General features: G+C 65.4%; 5 protein-coding genes. 4 read left to right on the top strand and 1 reads right to left on the bottom strand.

What is annotated here, in order from left to right:
- Positions 1–11: 11 nt before the first annotated feature.
- Entirely contained in the window at positions 12–1,058 is a 1,047-nt protein-coding gene (locus ACL02S_RS19750) for a nitronate monooxygenase (protein WP_412803948.1), read from the bottom strand.
- A 201-nt stretch (positions 1,059–1,259) separates the two neighbouring features.
- On the opposite strand from ACL02S_RS19750, the gene ACL02S_RS19745 reads away from it, so the two are divergent.
- From ACL02S_RS19745 to ACL02S_RS19730, 4 genes are all read left to right on the top strand, one after another.
- A complete protein-coding gene (locus ACL02S_RS19745) occupies positions 1,260–2,117 on the top strand; it encodes a M23 family metallopeptidase (RefSeq protein WP_412803947.1) in 858 nt (285 codons plus the stop codon).
- A gap of 85 nt (positions 2,118–2,202) precedes the next feature.
- Positions 2,203–3,243 (top strand): LuxR C-terminal-related transcriptional regulator, encoded by a 1,041-nt coding sequence (locus ACL02S_RS19740; protein ID WP_412803946.1) that lies wholly within the window; start codon positions 2,203–2,205, stop codon positions 3,241–3,243.
- A 292-nt stretch (positions 3,244–3,535) separates the two neighbouring features.
- The gene (locus ACL02S_RS19735) at positions 3,536–10,957 is read left to right on the top strand and encodes a non-ribosomal peptide synthetase (protein ID WP_412803945.1); all 7,422 of its coding nucleotides are present in this window, start codon (positions 3,536–3,538) and stop codon (positions 10,955–10,957) included.
- A 362-nt stretch (positions 10,958–11,319) separates the two neighbouring features.
- On the top strand, positions 11,320–17,616 hold a 6,297-nt coding region (locus ACL02S_RS19730; RefSeq protein ID WP_412803944.1), incomplete at its 3' end, for a non-ribosomal peptide synthetase.

Here is a 17,616-nt window from a genome sequence, read left to right as displayed (position 1 = left end):
GGAAGTCGTTGTCAACAAGCCTGGATTCGGCGTGAAAGTGCCTTTTCCAGTGCACTTTTCGTATCGGCTGCCAATGCTCGGACCAGTTCTCCCGCGGGTAGCTCCGTGGTGAGAGTGTGGGTTTGTCCTGCCCAGAGGTTGGTCTCGTCGGGATTGCCCGCCGCCCGTGCCGCGGCCCGCAGTGGGGCGGTGGCGTAGTGGATTTCGGGGTATCCGGCAGGCGCGGTGGCGGTGTGCTCGAACAGGAACCGGTTACGGAGCCCGCGGGCTCGGCGCCCGGTGAAGGCGCGGGTGAGCATGGTCGGGGTGTCTGTGGTCAGGGCGGCGCGGTGCACCTGGTTGGTGCCCGCTTCGGGACAGCGCAAGAAAGCAGTACCGAGTTGTACGGCCACGGCTCCCGCCGCGAGCATCGCGGCGATACCTCTGCCGGTGGTGATACCGCCCGCGGCCACCACCGGCAGGTCGGTGGTGGTGGTCAGTAGTTGCACCAATGCCAGCAGGCCCAGCGGGTCGATCGGGTCGTCGGCGGGCTGATCCACGAAGGTGGCGCGGTGCCCGCCCGCTTCGGCGCCTTGAGCGATGAGCACATCGGCACCCGCGTCCACTGCGATGCGCGCCTCGTGCACCGACGTGACGGTGACCCAGGCCTCCGAGCCCGCCGCGTGCAATCGGGCGATCTGCGCGGCGTCAGGGCAGCCGAAAGCGAATGATACGGCCGCGACCGGATCGGCCACGAGCAGGTCGAGTTTGGCGTCCCAGTCGTCGGTGTCGAACTTCGGCTCTCCGAGTTCATGGGTCGTGCCGAGTTCGGCGAGATAGTCCGCGATGCCCGCGGCGGGGGTCGCGCGGCCGGGAACGAAGAGGTTCACCCCGAACGGCTTGTCGGTGGCGGCGCGGGTGGCAGCGATGCGTGCGGCGGTGTCGGTGGCGCTCAGGTAGCCGGTTGCCAGCTGGCCGAAGCCACCCGCTTCGGTGACCGCTACGGCCAGTTCGGGTGTGGACGGTCCGCCCGCCATAGGGGCAAGTGCGATCGGGACGTCCAAGTGGTCGATGATCACGGTCCCAGTGTGACTCGGCGGGGTGTGTGACCCAGGACGCACCTGGTTTTTCGGATCGTAGGTTGCGAAATGGTCACGACGAGGTAGAGTTCCCGTCACGACGGGGTCTAAACCCGTTATATGTCCAGCTTCACTAGATTTTTATCGAGCGGGACGCCGGGAACGGTATCCGGCCCTGTTCTTCGACGCAAGGATGCAGTTTTGTCGCAGCACCGGGTAGGTCCCGATTCCGTTACTGTTGTCAGTCTCATCGGCGAGGCCGCCGCGGGGCGGCCGACGCGGCACCGCGCCGGGTCCGTCGCGATCGATCGGGTACGGGTGGCGGCGGGCGTCGCTGTCGCCACGGGTGCGTTGATCGGCTCCGCCGGACAGATGGCCCCGGCCATGGCAGCCCCGCTGCTGCACAACGCCTCCGATACCGATGAGGAGGCGGCTACCGCCACGGCCAAGGGCAACAGCATCCGGGGGATTCAGCAGGTCGCCGAAGTGCAGGCCGTCGCCGAGCAGGTCGCCGCTCCGGCTCCGGTCGCGGCCAAGGTCGCCGCTCCGATCGCCGCCCCGTTCGGCCTCCAGAATCTTCCGCCTGAGATCGCCGGGCCGTTGGCGCAGGCCGAGCAGGCCCTCAAGGGCGTACAGCAGCGGGTCGCGCCCGCGCCCGCGGTGCGTCCGGTGGCCGGTGCGATCAGCTCCGGTTTCGGTAGCCGCTGGGGCGGGATGCACTACGGCGTCGATTTCGCCGATGCGCTCGGTGCGCCGATTCACTCGGTCAGCAGCGGCACCGTGCTGGAGGCCGGTCCGGCTTCCGGGTTCGGCTTATGGGTGCGTGTGTTGCAGGACGACGGCACCACCGCGGTCTACGGCCACGTGAACGAGATATTCGTGCGGCAGGGGCAGCGGGTGAACTCGGGCGATGTGATCGCCACTGTCGGTAACCGTGGCCAGTCCACCGGTCCGCATCTGCATCTGGAGATCTGGGATCAGGGCGGTACCAAAATCGATCCACTGCCGTATCTGGCCGCCAAGGGCGTGCCGATGCAGTGGGGCCCTTCGGCGCACTGACTCTTCCGTTTCGCGTGCTATTGCCGCCGGTGCACGAGCGCGAGCCGTTGTCCTTCCCGTATCCAGGTGAGACGGGGAGCGTTCGATGCGCGCTGTGTGCCTGCTCATCCCATGGGCGAGGGTCGATCATCGGGCTCGGATCGTGACCGAACTGGGCGATATCTTCGAGCCGGGATCACCGCACGGACCCGTATACGCCGTGCTGGTGCAGCATCCGCGATCGAGTCTTGCCGATATCGCTCAGCGACTGGGAGCCGCGGAGCATCTCGTCGCCGATTCCTTGGATGTGTTGTGCGAGCTACGTGCCGCGGTGCGTATCGAATCGCCCGAGCATGAACCGGTCTGGGACGCGTATGCACCGGAATCGTTGTCGGAAGCCGAAGCCCGGCGTAGGCAACAGGAGATCAGCCGGATGCATGCTGTCGCGGCGCGACTGAGCGAGACCTACCGTTCGGTGCGTCGTTCAGCGCGGGATGACGGGGTGGTGGTACCGGTGTACGAGCGTCTGGAAATGCTCGCGGATTTCGAGGAGTTGCAGGTGGGCGCGCGCACCTGTGTCAAGCGTGTCGAGCGCGAAGCTCATCTCGGCGATTCCGAGCGTGCGCGGCAGCTGGTTCAGCTGGAGCGAGCCAGGATCGGCGCAGGTATCCGCTATCAGACGATGTATAAGGACACTTTTTATCAGGACCAGGAGCGTCTGCAGCACGCATTGTCGGCCAATGGCGGCTCGGCGCAGGCAAGAACACTGCCTGATCCGCCGTTCACTTTGCTCATCAGTGATGACGAGCGGGCCTGTTTGGTGCTGCACGCCGATGAACGCAGGCCCGATCCGATGGCGCTGCGTATCTCGGGTTCGCCCACACTCGAATTGCTGATCAGAACCTTCGATGTGCTGTGGGCGATGGCTGCGCCCATCTCGCTCAATCCGGTCGCGGAGGGATTGGACGATCGGGATCGGGCGATTCTGACCATGATGTCGCTCGGCGCCACCGATGACACCATCGCGCGCAGGCTCGGTATGTCCCGGCGCACTGTGGTCCGTCGTACCGCTCGGCTGCTGGAGCGCCTCGGCGCCAGTACCAGATTCCAGGCGGGGGTGCAGGCGGGCCGACGTGGATGGCTATGAGCAAAATCACTGTTTTGGATATTCCGGCAACAGGATAGGGCCTTGTGGCGCTATGACAACAGACATCAGGTAGGACACCGCATCCGGGGATCGGACGGTGTGCGATGAGAGGAAAGTACGAAACAACGGGGGGCGCGGTCCGCGATAGCGGCAGCCGTGGCAAGGCAAATACAGCGCGCGGGATCACCGGACAGTCCCTTATATGATTGCTCGGACCGCGCTGGCCCCAGGCGTCATGCTTTCAGCTGGGCAGCCCGGGGCTTAGCTCGATGCGAGAGGTGAATGCACTCGAATGGAAACCGCCCGTCGTTCCGCACGTGGTAGTCGTCGCCGCAGGTCGGGCAGTCCGCTTTTCGGTCAGTTGCTCACCGCCGCGGTCGAATCCGCCGCTACCGAGATCGCGATCCGATTCAACCCGACCGGAGATCCCGCCGATGGCCGGGAGCTCACCTATGCCGAACTCGACGCGGCGTCTGCCCGGCTGGCCAGGGAACTGATCGAACGCGGTGTCGGACCAGGCGATGTGGTCGCCATCGCCATCTCCCGCAGCGTGGAGTCGGTGCTCGCGGTCTGGGCCATCGCGAAGACCGGCGCGGCCTATGTGCCGGTGGATCCGACCTACCCGGCGGAACGGATCAACCACATCGTCAGTGATTCCGGCGCGATGATGGGGCTCACCACCTCGGCGCATCGCGCGACGCTCGGCACCGGTGTGTATTGGATCGAGTTGGACGACCCGGTACAGTCCGCGCGGATCGACGCGCGCCCCGGGCATCCCATCTCTTATTCCGACCGGGTTCGCCCGCTGGACGAGCGGCACCCGGCCTATGTCATCTACACCTCGGGGTCGACCGGGAAGCCCAAGGGCGTTGTCGTCCCGCACAGCGGTTTGGCCGCGCTGGTGGCCGCGGAGCGCGAACGCTATCGGGTGACCGAGGAATCGCGGGTGCTGCATGTCTGCTCGCCGAGCTTCGATGTATCGGTACTCGAACTGTTGCTGGCCTTCTCCTCTGGTGCGACGCTGGTGATCGCGCCACCCAAGGTGTTCGGTGGTTTCGAGCTGGCGGACCTGCTACGGCGCGAGCGCGTCACGCATATGCTCATCACACCGGGCGCATTGGAATCGGTGGATCCCACCGGTCTGGACGACCTCCGGGCCGTGATAGCGGTCGGGGAGAAGCTGGGGCCGGAACTGGTCGCCCGCTGGGCAGGTGGGCGTGAGTTCTACAACTGCTACGGTCCCACCGAGGCAACGATCCTCGTCACCGGTACGTCGCCGATGACACCAGGCGAGCTCATCACCATCGGTACCACCAACCCGGGAATCGGTGCGTTCGTCCTCGACTCGCGACTGCGTCCGGTGCCTGCCGGAGTGGTCGGCGAACTGTATCTGGCCGGGCCCGCGCTGGCACAAGGCTATCTCGGGCGACCAGGTCTGACCGCGGAACGGTTCGTCGCCAATCCGTTCGGTGCCGATGGCGGAAGCCAGGGGACGCGGCTCTACCGCACCGGAGACCTGGTGCGCCGTACCGAGTCCGGTGGCGACGACGGCGGTGCCATCGAGTATCTGGGCCGGTCGGACTTCCAGGTGAAGATCCGCGGTTTCCGCATCGAACTCGGCGAGATCGACAACGCGCTCACCAACCATCCTGACATCGACTTCGCGGCCACCCTCGGCAAAACATTGCCGTCGGGTGCGCCTGCCTTGGTGTCCTATGTGCTGCCGCGGCCGGGAACCGACGTGGACACCGGCACGCTTGCCGAGTTCCTCGCCGAGTCGTTGCCCGCGTACATGGTTCCCGCGGCCATCATGACGCTGACGGAGATTCCGCTCACTCCGGTCGGCAAGCTCGACCGCGCGGCATTACCCGAACCGGTTTTCGCCGCGCGCGCGTTCCGCGCGCCCGCGACACCGGTTGAGGAGATCGTGGCCGAGGTATTCGCCGCGCTGCTCGTGCCGGAAGCGGACGGTAGCGTCGGCGCGGACGACGACTTCTTCGAACTCGGCGGCAATTCGCTGCTCGCCGCGCAGGCCGCCGCACGGATCGGCGCCGCACTGGAGGTGCGGGTGCCGGTGCAGCTGCTGTTCGAGGCGACCACTGTCGCCGCGCTCGCCGAGCGTGTCGAACAGCACGCTGGTTCCGCTGTTGGGCAGGCGCTGCGAGCACGTCCGCGTCCGGAGCGGGTGCCGCTGTCCTATGCCCAGCAACGTATGTGGTTCCTGAACCGCTTCGATCCGGCAAGTGCGGTCGACAATATTCCGGTCGTGGTGCGGCTGTCCGGCCGCCTCGAGGTCGAGGCACTGCGCGCAGCGGTTCGTGACCTCGCTGAGCGGCACGAGGTGCTGCGCACGGTGTACCCGGAAGTCGACGGTGAGGGGTACCAGCTGGTGCTGTCTGCCACCGACCCCGGTGCCGTGCCGGAATTCGTGCTCGAGCCGACCGAGGAAGCCGAGGTGCCAGCACGTATTGCCGCCGTGGTGACCGAGGGATTCGACGTCACAACGGCCCCGCCGGTGCGGGTGCGGCTGCTGGCGCTGAGCGACACCGAGCATGTGCTGATCTGTGTGGTACACCACATCGCGGGCGATGGCTTCTCCATTGGGCCGTTGACCCGGGATCTGATGAGCGCCTATGTGGAACGGACGCGCGGTGGTGCGCCTGCGTGGCCTGCTCTGGAGGTGCAGTACGCCGATTTCGCGATCTGGCAGCGGGAGATCCTCGGCGCCGAGGACGACCCGGAGTCGGTCCTGGCACAGCAGATCGACTTCTGGCGTACCCGATTGGCCGCGTTGCCCGAACAGTTGGAGCTGCCATCGGACCGTATCCGTCCCGCGGTCGCGTCCAACCAAGGCGCCACGCTCGCCTTCGATATCGATGCCGAGGTCCACGCTGCGCTGAACAGTCTCGCGCAGCGCCATAATTCGACGTTGTTCATGGTGGTGCACGCCGCGCTTGCCGTGCTGCTTGCCCGCTTGTCCGGTACCAGGGATATCGCTATCGGCACCCCGGTGGCCGGCCGGGGTGAGGCGGCTCTGGACGATCTGATCGGCATGTTCGTCAACACGCTCGTGTTGCGTACCGAGGTCGACCCCGGTGCGGAGTTCGATGAGCTTTTGCGTGCGGTGCGCACGGTCGATATCGAAGCGTTCGGCCACGCCGATGTCCCGTTCGAGCGGCTGGTCGAGCTACTCGACCCGGTCCGGTCGGCCGCGCGCCATCCGCTGTTCCAGGTCATGCTGTCCTTCCAGAATCTGGCCGCTCCCGAGCTGGAACTGCCAGGTCTTTCGGTCTCTGGCGTGGAACTGGCGGTGCCACTGGCGAAGTTCGACTTGCAGCTGACCCTGGCGGAGCACCTGGATGGACACGGCACCGCGCGAGGCATCGCGGCAGCGTTCACCTACGCTACCGATTTGTTCGACGAGGCGACCGTGCAGGACTTCGCGGATCGCTTCGGCCGGATCCTGACCGCGGTCGCCACTGATGCCACGGTGCTTGTCGGCGATATCGATGTGCTGGCTCCCGGTGAGCGCGAATTGGTACTGCATGAGTGGAACACCGCAGGTGCCTCGGTCCCCGAGGTGACCATAGTGGAGCTGCTCGGTGCGCAGGCACGCAGGCGGCCGGATGCCCCTGCCGTCCGTTTCGGCGAGGTCACACTGACCTTCGGTGAGTTGCAGCGCCGTGCCAATCGTGTGGCCCGCGCGCTGATCGCGCAGGGTGCTGGGCCGGAATCGGTGGTGGCCGTCGCGGTAGCGCGGACCGAGGAATTGCCGGTCGCGCTCTTGGCGGTGCTGACAGCGGGTGCGGCGTATCTGCCGATCGACACCTCCTATCCGGCACAGCGACTGGAGTTCATGCTCGCCGATGCCGCGCCGACCTGCGTGCTGACCACGGCAGCGGAGCGGGAAGCGTTACCCGCGAATGATGTCCCGGTGCTTCTGCTCGAGGAGGCACTCACCAGGGCCACCGAGTTCAGTGACACCCCGCTCAGCGACGCTGAGCGTCTCGCGCCGCTGCGCCCGGACAACCTGGCGTATGTCATCTACACTTCGGGCTCCACCGGTACACCCAAGGGCGTTGGTGTCGCGCACCGCAATATCATCGAGTTGTTCGCCAACACCCAGTTGCTGTTCGAGTTCGACGAGTCGGATGTATGGACGCTGTTCCATTCGTTCGCATTCGACTTCTCGGTGTGGGAGCTGTGGTGCGCACTGGCCAGCGGCGGCACTGTGGTCGTGGTCGACTATCTGACCTCCCGGTCGCCGGAACAGTTCCGCGAGCTGCTGATTCGTGAGCAGGTCACAGTGCTCAACCAGACCCCGTCGGCGTTCTATCAGCTGGCCGAGGTGGACCGGGCCGCGCACTCGTCCGATCAGGACACCTTCGCACTGCGCTACATCATCTTCGGTGGTGAGGCGCTCGATCTGCGGCAGCTGCGACGCTGGTACGAACGTCACCCCGTGCACGCGCCGTGGCTGGTGAATATGTACGGAATCACCGAGACCACAGTGCACGTGTCGTTCCTGTCGCTGGATGAGCAGCTCGTCGCGAGCACCACAGGTGTTTCCGATACCGCCAGCACCGCGGATGCTTCCGACGCAGCGGGCACCGCGAGTGTGATCGGCCGCGCGTTGCCAGGTCTGGACGCCTATGTCCTCGACGACCGGCTGCATCCGGCACCGGTCGGTGTGGCCGGAGAGATGTATATCGCCGGCGCTCAGATGTCCCGCGGCTATCTCGGCCGTCCAGGTTTGGCCGCCGCGCGTTTCGTCGCGAATCCGTTCGGCGCACCGGGATCTCGGATGTACCGCAGCGGGGATATCGGTCGCTGGGTCGGTTTCGGTGGTCAGGCCACTCTCGAGTACGTGGGCCGTGGTGACCGGCAGGTGCAGTTACGTGGTTTCCGGATCGAACTCGGCGAGATCGAGTCGGCACTGTTGCGCTGTCCCGGTGTAAGCCAGGCTGTGGCGCTGGTCCGCTCCGAGGAACACGCCGGTGACCGCCTGATCGGATATGTGGTCGCCGATACCGGCGTGGTGCTCGACCCGGTGGTGCTGCGTGCGCAGGTAGCGGAGTTCCTCACCGGCTACATGGTTCCTGATGCCATCGTGCTGCTCGATATGCTGCCGCTCACGCCGAACGGCAAGCTGGACCGCAGAGCTCTGCCCGCACCGGAGTTCGTGGGTGCCGCGGAGTTCCGCGCACCGAGTTCTCCGGTGGAGCAGGCTGTCGCCGAGGTCTTCGCCGGAGTGCTCGGTGCGGCCGATGTCGGTCTCGACGACGACTTCTTCGGGCTCGGCGGTAATTCCCTGCTGGCAACCAAAGTGGTCGCGCGGATCAATGAAGCGCTGGATGCGAATCTCGCGGTGCGCGAATTGTTCGAGGCGCCAACCGTCGCCGCGCTGGCTGCCAGAGTGGTGCCCGGTGCCGATGGCGGCCCCGGCGCACGACCGCATCTGGTTCGCACCGAACGGGTAGAGCCGGTGCCGCTGTCGCTGGCGCAGCAGCGGATGTGGGTGCTCAATCAGTTCGATCCGGCTTCGCCCGCCTACAACATCCCGCTGGCGATCCGGTTGACCGGTGTACTCGACGTCTCCGCGTTGCGCTATGCGATGGCGGATGTCCTGGAGCGGCATGAGTCGCTACGTACTCGCTATCCGGCCGACGGGCTGGGCGGATTGCCTTACCAGGAGATCATGTCCGTTGCCGACGCGCTGCCCAGCGGTCTGGAAGTGGCGGCTACCGACGACCCGATCAGCCGGATCACCGAGTTGATGCGCACCGGCTTCGATGTGACCGAACAGGTTCCGGTGCGGGCGCTGCTACTGGAATCCGGTCCGGATGAGCATCTGCTGGCCGTGGTCGCGCACCATATCGCCGCCGACGGCGCCTCGATGGCTCCGCTTGCCCGTGATCTGATGACCGCCTACCTGGCCAGGATCGGCGGCAATTCGCCGCGGTGGTCGCCGCTGGAGGTGCAATACGCGGACTTCGCGATCTGGCAGCGCCGTGTTATCGGCACCGATGACGATGAGAACTCGGTGGCGGCGCGGCAGCTGGCGTACTGGCGCGATCAGCTCGGCGGGCTGTCCGGTGCATCGGAACTGCCACTGGACCGTCCGCGTCCCGCGGTGCCGACCATGCGTGGCGCCGATATCGGGCTCACGCTCTCGCCCGAGGTACACGAGGCGCTGAGCACGCTGGCACGTAAGCACAATTCGACGCTGTTCATGGTGGTGCACGCGGCGTTGGCAGTGCTGCTCGCCAGGTTGTCCGCTACTTCCGATGTGACTATCGGCACCCCGATCGCAGGTCGCGGTGAACGAGTGCTCGATGATCTGGTCGGTATGTTCGTCAACACTCTGACACTGCGCACCACTGTCGAGCAGACCATGCCCTTCGGTGATCTGGTTGATCGGGCGCGGGAAGCGGATCTGGCCGCTTTCGCCAATGCGGACATCCCGTTCGAGCGAGTGGTCGAAGTAGTGGCGCCAGGCCGGGCGAATACACAGAACCCGCTGTTCGGGGTGGTGCTGTCTTTCCAGAACAACGAACAGCCCACTCTGGAATTCCCTGGGCTCACCATCACCGCGCTGGATGCGGGTGCGGTCGCGGCGAAGTTCGATCTGCAGGTGAACGTGCATCCGCAGCACCGTGACGACGGTTCGTGCGCGGAACTGGTCACCAGCTTCACCTACGCGGTCGATATCTTCGATGAGTCGACTGTGCGGTCGTTCGGCCACCGGCTGGAGCGGATCCTGACCACGGTGGCTACCGACCCGCAGATCCTGGTCGGTGATATCGATATCCTCGAGCAGGCTGAACGGGACCGGATGGCAGTGGCGGTCGAATCGGTGAGTGTCGAAGCCCCCGCGGCGACCGCGGGTACGGCATTGGCCCAGGCGCTGGCGGCCACAGTCGAAGCGGATCCGGATGGCCCTGCGGTGGTTTCCGGCGACAACGCCTTGTTCTACCACGATCTCGATGCCCGCTCATCGCGGTTGGCGCGGGTGCTCATCGCGCGTGGCTGCGGGCCTGGCGTCGGGGTCGCGATGCGGCTGGATCGCGGTATCCAGGCGATTGTCGCCACCTGGGCTGTGCTCAAAACGGGTGCCGCGGTGGTGCCGGTCGGTGAGCTCGACGCGCGGCTGCCGGACGGGCTGGAGATCATGGCCGGACTCGTGCTCGGCAGCGCGCCTTCGGACGACGAACTCGACTGGCTGGCACTCGACGATCCCGCTGTCGGCGAGGAGATCGCTGCCGCGTCGTCCCGCCCGGTCACCTATGCGCACCGGACTCGCGCACTCCGTGGCGGTGATCCGGCATTCGCAGGGGAACAGGTGCTCAGCTACGACGAGCTGGCCGCGGCTGCTGAGCGGTTGCGCGTGCGTACCGAATTGACCTTCGAATCCCGCACCTTCCAGCACGGTAGCCCACAGTCGCTTGCCGCGCTGATCGAGGTGGTCGCCGCTGGAACAGTGGGTGCGTCGGTGGTGCTGGTCGAGGAGGGTGGTGTGCTGACGGAGTCACTCGCCGATGAATGGGTGAGCCATTTGCTGACCGATCAGGCCGGTTTGACCACTCTCGACCCGATGGAGCTGGAAGACCTGCAGGCAGTGGTGCTCGACCACAGTGTCACCGCTGTTCCCGCGAGCCCATGGGCCGGTGCGGCCGCGCTCATCGAACTCACCGAGTTGTGTGGTACCCGGTAGGGTGACTGCCGTTCGGGCCTGCGTCGCGGTTGAGTATCGCCGCACAGCGCAGGCCGAGCGGAGTTGATCGCGTACCGGACGCACGGTATTCGGCCAGATGTGCGATGCGCACTACGTAGCGTTCCGGTGCGTCGCCGCGGTGGCAGTACGGTCGCGTACCGTGCGGCGCACCGGTGGCCGGTGGGTATCTCGGGTATCCGGCACACGCCTGCTCCGACCGTGAACTTCACGGGAGGAACGTGCGTGGGCGTCAGCGGGCTCGGTAACGGTCGGCGGGCGTGCGGTCGATGCTCCTCGGGAAGGTAGCTTGACTGTGTGCATCGTGGGTTATGCGCATATGAGTGGCAGAGTGAGGTATCTCGATGGTTCGGGTGGTCGGGCAGCGGCATGACGATTCCGCGGGGGACGGTGCGCACATGACTCGTTCGGTGCGTGTGCGGCCCGCGCGTACTCGTCGCTCCCGGGTTACTACGTTGCCGCAGTTGATGGCGATGGCGGTGGAGAAGAATCCGACCGGTACCGCTGTTGTCCTGGCTGATGCGGCAGACACCCTTGCCGAGTTGAGTTATGCGGAGCTGGATATCCGGTCGACGCGATTGGCCCGGTTGTTGATCGATCGTGGGATCGGGCCGGAGGATTTGGTCGCGGTGGGTGTACCGCGTTCGGTGGAGTCGGTGGTCGCGGTATGGGCGGTGGCCAAGACCGGTGCCGGTTTTGTGCCGATAGATCCGAAATATCCGGCTGATCGAGTGGCGCATATGGTCGCCGACTCAGGTGTGGTTTTCGGGTTGACCGTTACGGGGGCTCGTGCTGGTCTGCCGGATGCGGTGGAGTGGGTGTCGATCGATTCGCTGGAGTGCGCGCGGCAGCTGGAGGAATTCTCGGCGGAGCCGGTGACCTATGCCGATCGGGTGCGGGTGTTGCGTGCGGAGCATCCGGCGTATGTCATCTACACGTCGGGGTCGACCGGGTTGCCGAAGGGGGTGTCGGTCACTCAGGCGGGATTGGCCGGGTTCTGCGCCGAGCAGCGGGATCGGTATGGGGTGACCGAGGCATCGCGGACATTGCATTTCGCCTCCCCGTCGTTCGACGCGTCGGTGCTGGAGCTGTTGCTGGCCTTGGGTGGCGCGGCGACCATGGTCGTGGTGTCGCCGTCGGTGTACGGCGGTGATGAGCTGGCCGCGGTGCTGGGCCGGGAAGGGGTAACGCATGCGTTCGTGACTCCGGCGGCATTGGCGTCGGTGGATCCGGTGGGCTTGGATCAGCTGCGCGTAGTTGTGGTCGGTGGTGAGGCATGTCCGCCGGAATTGGTGCGGCGGTGGACGGGACCGGTCACCGGTGGTGTGCGTGAGTTCTTCAATGGCTACGGGCCGACGGAGACCACGATCATGACGAATATCGGTGGACCGTTGCCTGCGGGGGCACCGGTGACCATCGGCGCGCCGATCCGAGGGGTTACCGAGTTCGTCTTGGACGAGCGATTGGTGCCGGTTCCCGATGGTGTAGCGGGTGAGCTGTATATCGGTGGGGCGCAGTTGGCACGTGGTTACCACGAGCGGCGGGAGTTGACGGCGGCACGTTTTGTGGCGAATCCATTCGAAGGGGATGGTTCCCGGCTTTATCGGACCGGCGATGTGGTGCGGTGGACCGCGGATGGTGAACTGGAGTATCTGGGACGTAATGATTTTCAGGTGAAAATTCGGGGGTTCCGTATCGAATTGGGGGAGATCGATGCGGTATTGGCTGCGCATGAGAGTGTCGATTTCGCGGTCACAGTGGGGCATCGGCTGGACAATGGTGCGACGATTCTCGCGTCTTATGTGCATGCGGCCACTGATCTTTCGATCGATACCGATGTGCTGATCGCGCATGCCGAACAAAGCCTGCCTGCGCATATGGTGCCCGATTCGATTACCGTGCTGTCGGAGATTCCGTTGACTCCGGTGGGCAAGCTGGATCGTAAGGCGTTGCCGGAGCCGGTGCTCATCGCACGGGAATTCCGTGCACCCGCCACGCCTGCCGAGGAGATGGTGGCCGGGGTTTTCGCCGCGGTGCTCGGTATCGAGCAGGTGGGCGCGGATGATGATTTCTTCGCATTGGGGGGTAATTCACTGATCGCGACACAGGTCGCGGCCCGGCTCGGGGCAGCGATCGGTGTGCGGATACCGGCGCGGACGGTATTCGAGGCGCCGACGGTGAACGAACTGGCCGCACGACTGGCCGAATTCGATGGTGGTGCGGCGCGACCGGCATTGGTGGCCGGTCCGCGTCCGGAGCGTATTCCGTTGTCGCTCGCGCAGCAGCGGATGTGGTTTTTGAATCAGTTCGATACCGGTTCCGCGGTGAACAATATTCCGTTCGCGATTCGTTTGTCCGGCGATCTGGATATTGTCGCGTTGCAGTCGGCGGTCGCGGATGTGCTCGAGCGGCATGAGACATTACGGACGATGTATCCGGCGCTGGACGGTACCGGTTATCAGCTGATCGTGCCCGTGGCGGCAACTGCCCCCGATCTTGCGCCGAAGCCGGTCGACGAGTCCGAGCTGCTGGATTGGCTGAGTGGGTTCGGACTGGCCGGTTTCGATGTGGCGGCCGAGGTGCCGTTGCGTATCGCGCTGGCCGAGCTCGGTCCGGACGACTATGTGCTTGCTGTAGTGGTCCATCACATCGCGGCTGACGGTTCGTCGATCGCGCCGCTGGTGCGGGACCTGATGACCGCGTATGTCGCGCGTGCCGCCGGCGCGGCGCCCGATTGGACTCCGTTGCCGGTGCAGTACGCGGATTACGCGCTGTGGCAGCGCGCGGTGCTCGGGGCAGAGGATGATCCGGACTCGGCGGCAGCGGCGCAGATCGCGTTCTGGCGCGCGGCGTTGGCCGGAGTTCCGGATCGGCTCGATCTACCGATGGACCGGCCGCGGCCTACATCGGCTTCCGGGCGTGGTGCGGTGTTCTCCTTCGCTATCGATGCGCAGACCAGGGCGGGCTTGGATGATCTCGCCCGTGCTCGTGGTGCTTCGCTGTTCATGGTGGTACATACCGCTTTCGCGGTATTGCTGGCGCGGCTTTCGGCTACCGATGATATTGCGATCGGCACGCCGGTGGCCGGTCGTGGTGAGCGTGAGCTCGATGATCTGGTCGGCATGTTCGTGAATATGTTGGTGCTGCGGACCAGGGTCGATCCGGCGTTGTCGTTCTCCGAGTTGCTAGAGGCGACCAAGGAGCGAGATCTGGCGGCGTTTTCGCATACGGAATTGCCGTTCGAACGATTGGTCGAGGTGCTGGATCCGGTTCGGTCGGCCGCACATCATCCGCTGTTCCAAGTAGCGTTGTTCTTCCAGAACATGGATCAGGCGCAACTGGAGTTGCCCGGACTCTCCGCGCAGGCGGTGGAGTTCGACGGCGCGGTGGCGAAATTCGATCTGCAGTTGACAGTGACGCCACAGGAGGGCCCGGAAGCGGGTTTGGCGGCAATGTTCACCTACGCCACGGACATGTTCGACGAGCCGACGATCGCTGGTTTCGCTGGGCGATTGGAGCAGTTGCTCGCGCTTGTCGCCGGGGAGCCGGATCGGGCGATCGGCGCGATCGATCTGCTGACCCCCGCGGAGCGGGTGCGCATGGTGTCCGAGTGGAACAACACCCATCATGTGTTGCCCGAACAACTCTTGCTGGATGGTTTCCGCCGGACTGTCGCGGAGTATCCGGATTCGATCGCAGTGGGATATGAGGGTGTCGAGCTGACCTACGCGGAGTTCGATGCCAGGGTCAATCGTCTGGCCCGGTTGTTGATTTCGCGGGGTGTCGGCGCGGAGTCATTGGTGGGATTGGCGATTCGCCGGTCATTGGACCTTGTGGTCGGGATGTACGCGATCGTGACGGCGGGTGGGGCGTATGTGCCGTTGGATCCGGATCATCCGGCGGAACGGATCGCGCATGTCCTGGATACCGCTCGTCCTACGTGTGTGGTGACGACCAGTTCGGATGCCGCGGTCCTGCCGGACGAGGTTCCGGTTGTCGCGGTGGACACGGTGGATCTGACCGGGTTCGATACTGCCGCAGTGCGTGCGGAGGAGCTGGTGCGCCCGGTATTACCGCATCATCCGGCCTACGTGATCTTCACCTCCGGTTCGACCGGCAGGCCCAAGGGGGTGGTGATCTCGCATGCGGCGATCAACAACCAGATCGAGTGGATGTCGGCGGCATATCCGCTGGGGCACGATGATGTGTATCTGCAGAAGACCGCGACGACATTCGATGTGTCGTTGTGGGGCTATTTCCTGCCGTTGCGGGCAGGCGCCAAACTGATCGTCGCGACGCACGACGGGCATCGCGATCCGGTATATGTCGCGGAAACCATTGCCGCGCAGGGTGTGACGGTGACCGACTTCGTGCCGTCGATGCTGTCGGTCTTCGCGGCGAATATCGCTGCCGGTTCGTGCCCCTCGTTGCGGGATATCTTCGTGATCGGTGAGGCGTTGCCGCCGGAAACGGTGGCCGCGGTGGCCGCGGTATCCGACGCGGCTGTGCACAATTTGTACGGTCCGACCGAGGCCGCGGTCTCGGTGACCTACTGGCCTGCGTCGGCGGTGGATGAGCGGTCGGTGCCGATCGGTGTACCGCAATGGAACACCAAGGTATATGTGCTCGATTCATGGTTGCGGCCGGTGCCTGCGGGAGTCGCGGGAGAGTTGTATCTGGCGGGCGATCAGCTGGCGCGCGGTTATGCGCGGCGCCCGGATCTGACCGCCGACCGGTTCGTGGCCGATCCGTTCGCCGAGGGGCAGCGGATGTATCGCACCGGTGACCTGGTGGTGTGGCGGGACAAGACCGATATGCTGCCGCCTCGGTTGGATTACCTCGGCCGGACCGATTTCCAGGTGAAGTTCCGTGGGCAGCGGATCGAGCTCGGCGAGATCGAGACAGCGTTGCTTGCGCAGCCTTCGGTGAGCCAGGCGGTGGCGCTGGTGGCCGCATCGGCGCTGGGGGATCAGCTGGTGGCCTATGTGGTCGCGGTGCCGGGCCGGTCGATCGACCAGACCGGATTGCTCGCGGCGATCGGTACGACGCTGCCTGTCTATATGGTTCCGGCCGCGATCGTGGTACTCGAGGCGTTCCCACTGAATTCCAGTGGCAAGCTCGATCGCAAGGCGCTGCCCGAGCCGGTCTTCACCGCGCGGGAATTCCGCGCCCCTGCTACGCCGGTGGAGGAGATCGTCGCCGGCGTATTCGCCGAGGTACTCGGTATAGCGCGGGTCGGCGCGGACGACGACTTCTTCGACCTCGGTGGTAATTCCCTTATCGCTACCCGGTTGGCGGCACGTATCGGCGCGGCATTGGATACCCGCGTCGCGGTGCGAACGGTGTTCCAGGCATCCACAGTGGCCGGGTTGGCGGCGGCGATCGAATCACACACCCATGGTGAGCGCGGCATAGCGCTGGGTGCTGTCGCGCGTCCGGAAGATATCCCGTTGTCGCTGGCGCAGCAGCGGATGTGGTTCCTCAACCAGTTCGATCGGCTCGATGAGGTCGCCTTGGCGGCCTATAACCTGCCGTTCGCGCTGCGGCTGACCGGTGCGCTCGATGTGGCGGCGCTGGACGCGGCCTTGGCCGATGTGGTCGCACGCCATGAGGTGCTGCGCACGGTGTATCCGCAGACCGCGCAGGCGCCGGTGCAGGTGGTATTGCCTGCAGGGCAGGTGCGGTTGGACGCGGCTGTGGTCCAGGTCGATGCGGCTGAGATCGCAGACCAGGTGCACGCGCTCGCCTCGACTCCTTTCGATGTGACCGCTGAAGTGCCGATCCGGGTGCGGTTGCTGCAAGTCGTCGATGGTGCGCCAGGGGCTCCGCGGGAGTATGTGCTTGCTGTGGTGGTCCATCACATCGCGGCGGACGCTTCATCGATGGGCCCGTTGGTGCGGGATGTGATGACGGCGTATGCGGCACGGTCGGTGGGTGAAGCGCCGACCTGGGCGCCACTGGAGATCCAGTACGCCGATTACGCGGTGTGGCAGCGTGCGGTACTCGGCGCGGAGGACGATCCGGATTCGGTTGCCGCGAAGCAGATCGGATTCTGGCGTGCGGAGCTGGCCGATCTGCCCGACCTGTTGGAATTGCCGAGCGATCGGCCGCGGCCAGCGGTGGCGTCGATGGCCGGAGCTCGGGTGGATATCGAGATCGACGCGGCCACCCACGCGGGTCTTGTCGACCTGGCGCGTGCGCATGGCGCGACGCTGTTCATGGTGGTGCACACCGCATTCGCGGTGCTGCTCGCCCGGCTGTCCGGCACCAGCGATATCGCTATCGGCACACCGGTGGCAGGCCGCGGTGAGCGTGAACTGGACGATCTGATCGGGATGTTCGTCAATACGCTGGTGTTCCGCACCAGGGTCGATGCGGGGGAGTCGTTCACCGAACTGCTCGCCAGGCAGCGCGAGACCGATCTGCAGGCGTTCGCCCATGCCGATGTGCCGTTCGAACGTTTGGTGGAGGTGCTCAACCCGCCGCGCTCGACCGCACATCATCCGCTGTTCCAGGTGGGCCTGTCCTTCCAGAACATCGCGCACAACACGTTGGAACTGCCGGGATTGGTGGTGACAGGTGTCGACGCCGATCTGGACGTCTCGCAGTTCGATCTGCATCTGATCGTCGGTGACGCATAC

The sequence above is a fragment of the Nocardia spongicola genome, from assembly GCF_047200775.1.
GTDB lineage: Bacteria > Actinomycetota > Actinomycetes > Mycobacteriales > Mycobacteriaceae > Nocardia.
This window is presented reverse-complemented; position numbering and strand designations above follow the sequence as displayed.

What these genes read in the sequence shown, in the direction of transcription:
- ACL02S_RS19740 (WP_412803946.1), top strand. Translation starts at nt 2,203, where the DNA reads ATGCGCGCTGTGTGCCTGCTCATCCCATGGGCGAGGGTCGATCATCGG.
- ACL02S_RS19735 (WP_412803945.1), top strand. Translation starts at nt 3,536, where the DNA reads ATGGAAACCGCCCGTCGTTCCGCACGTGGTAGTCGTCGCCGCAGGTCG.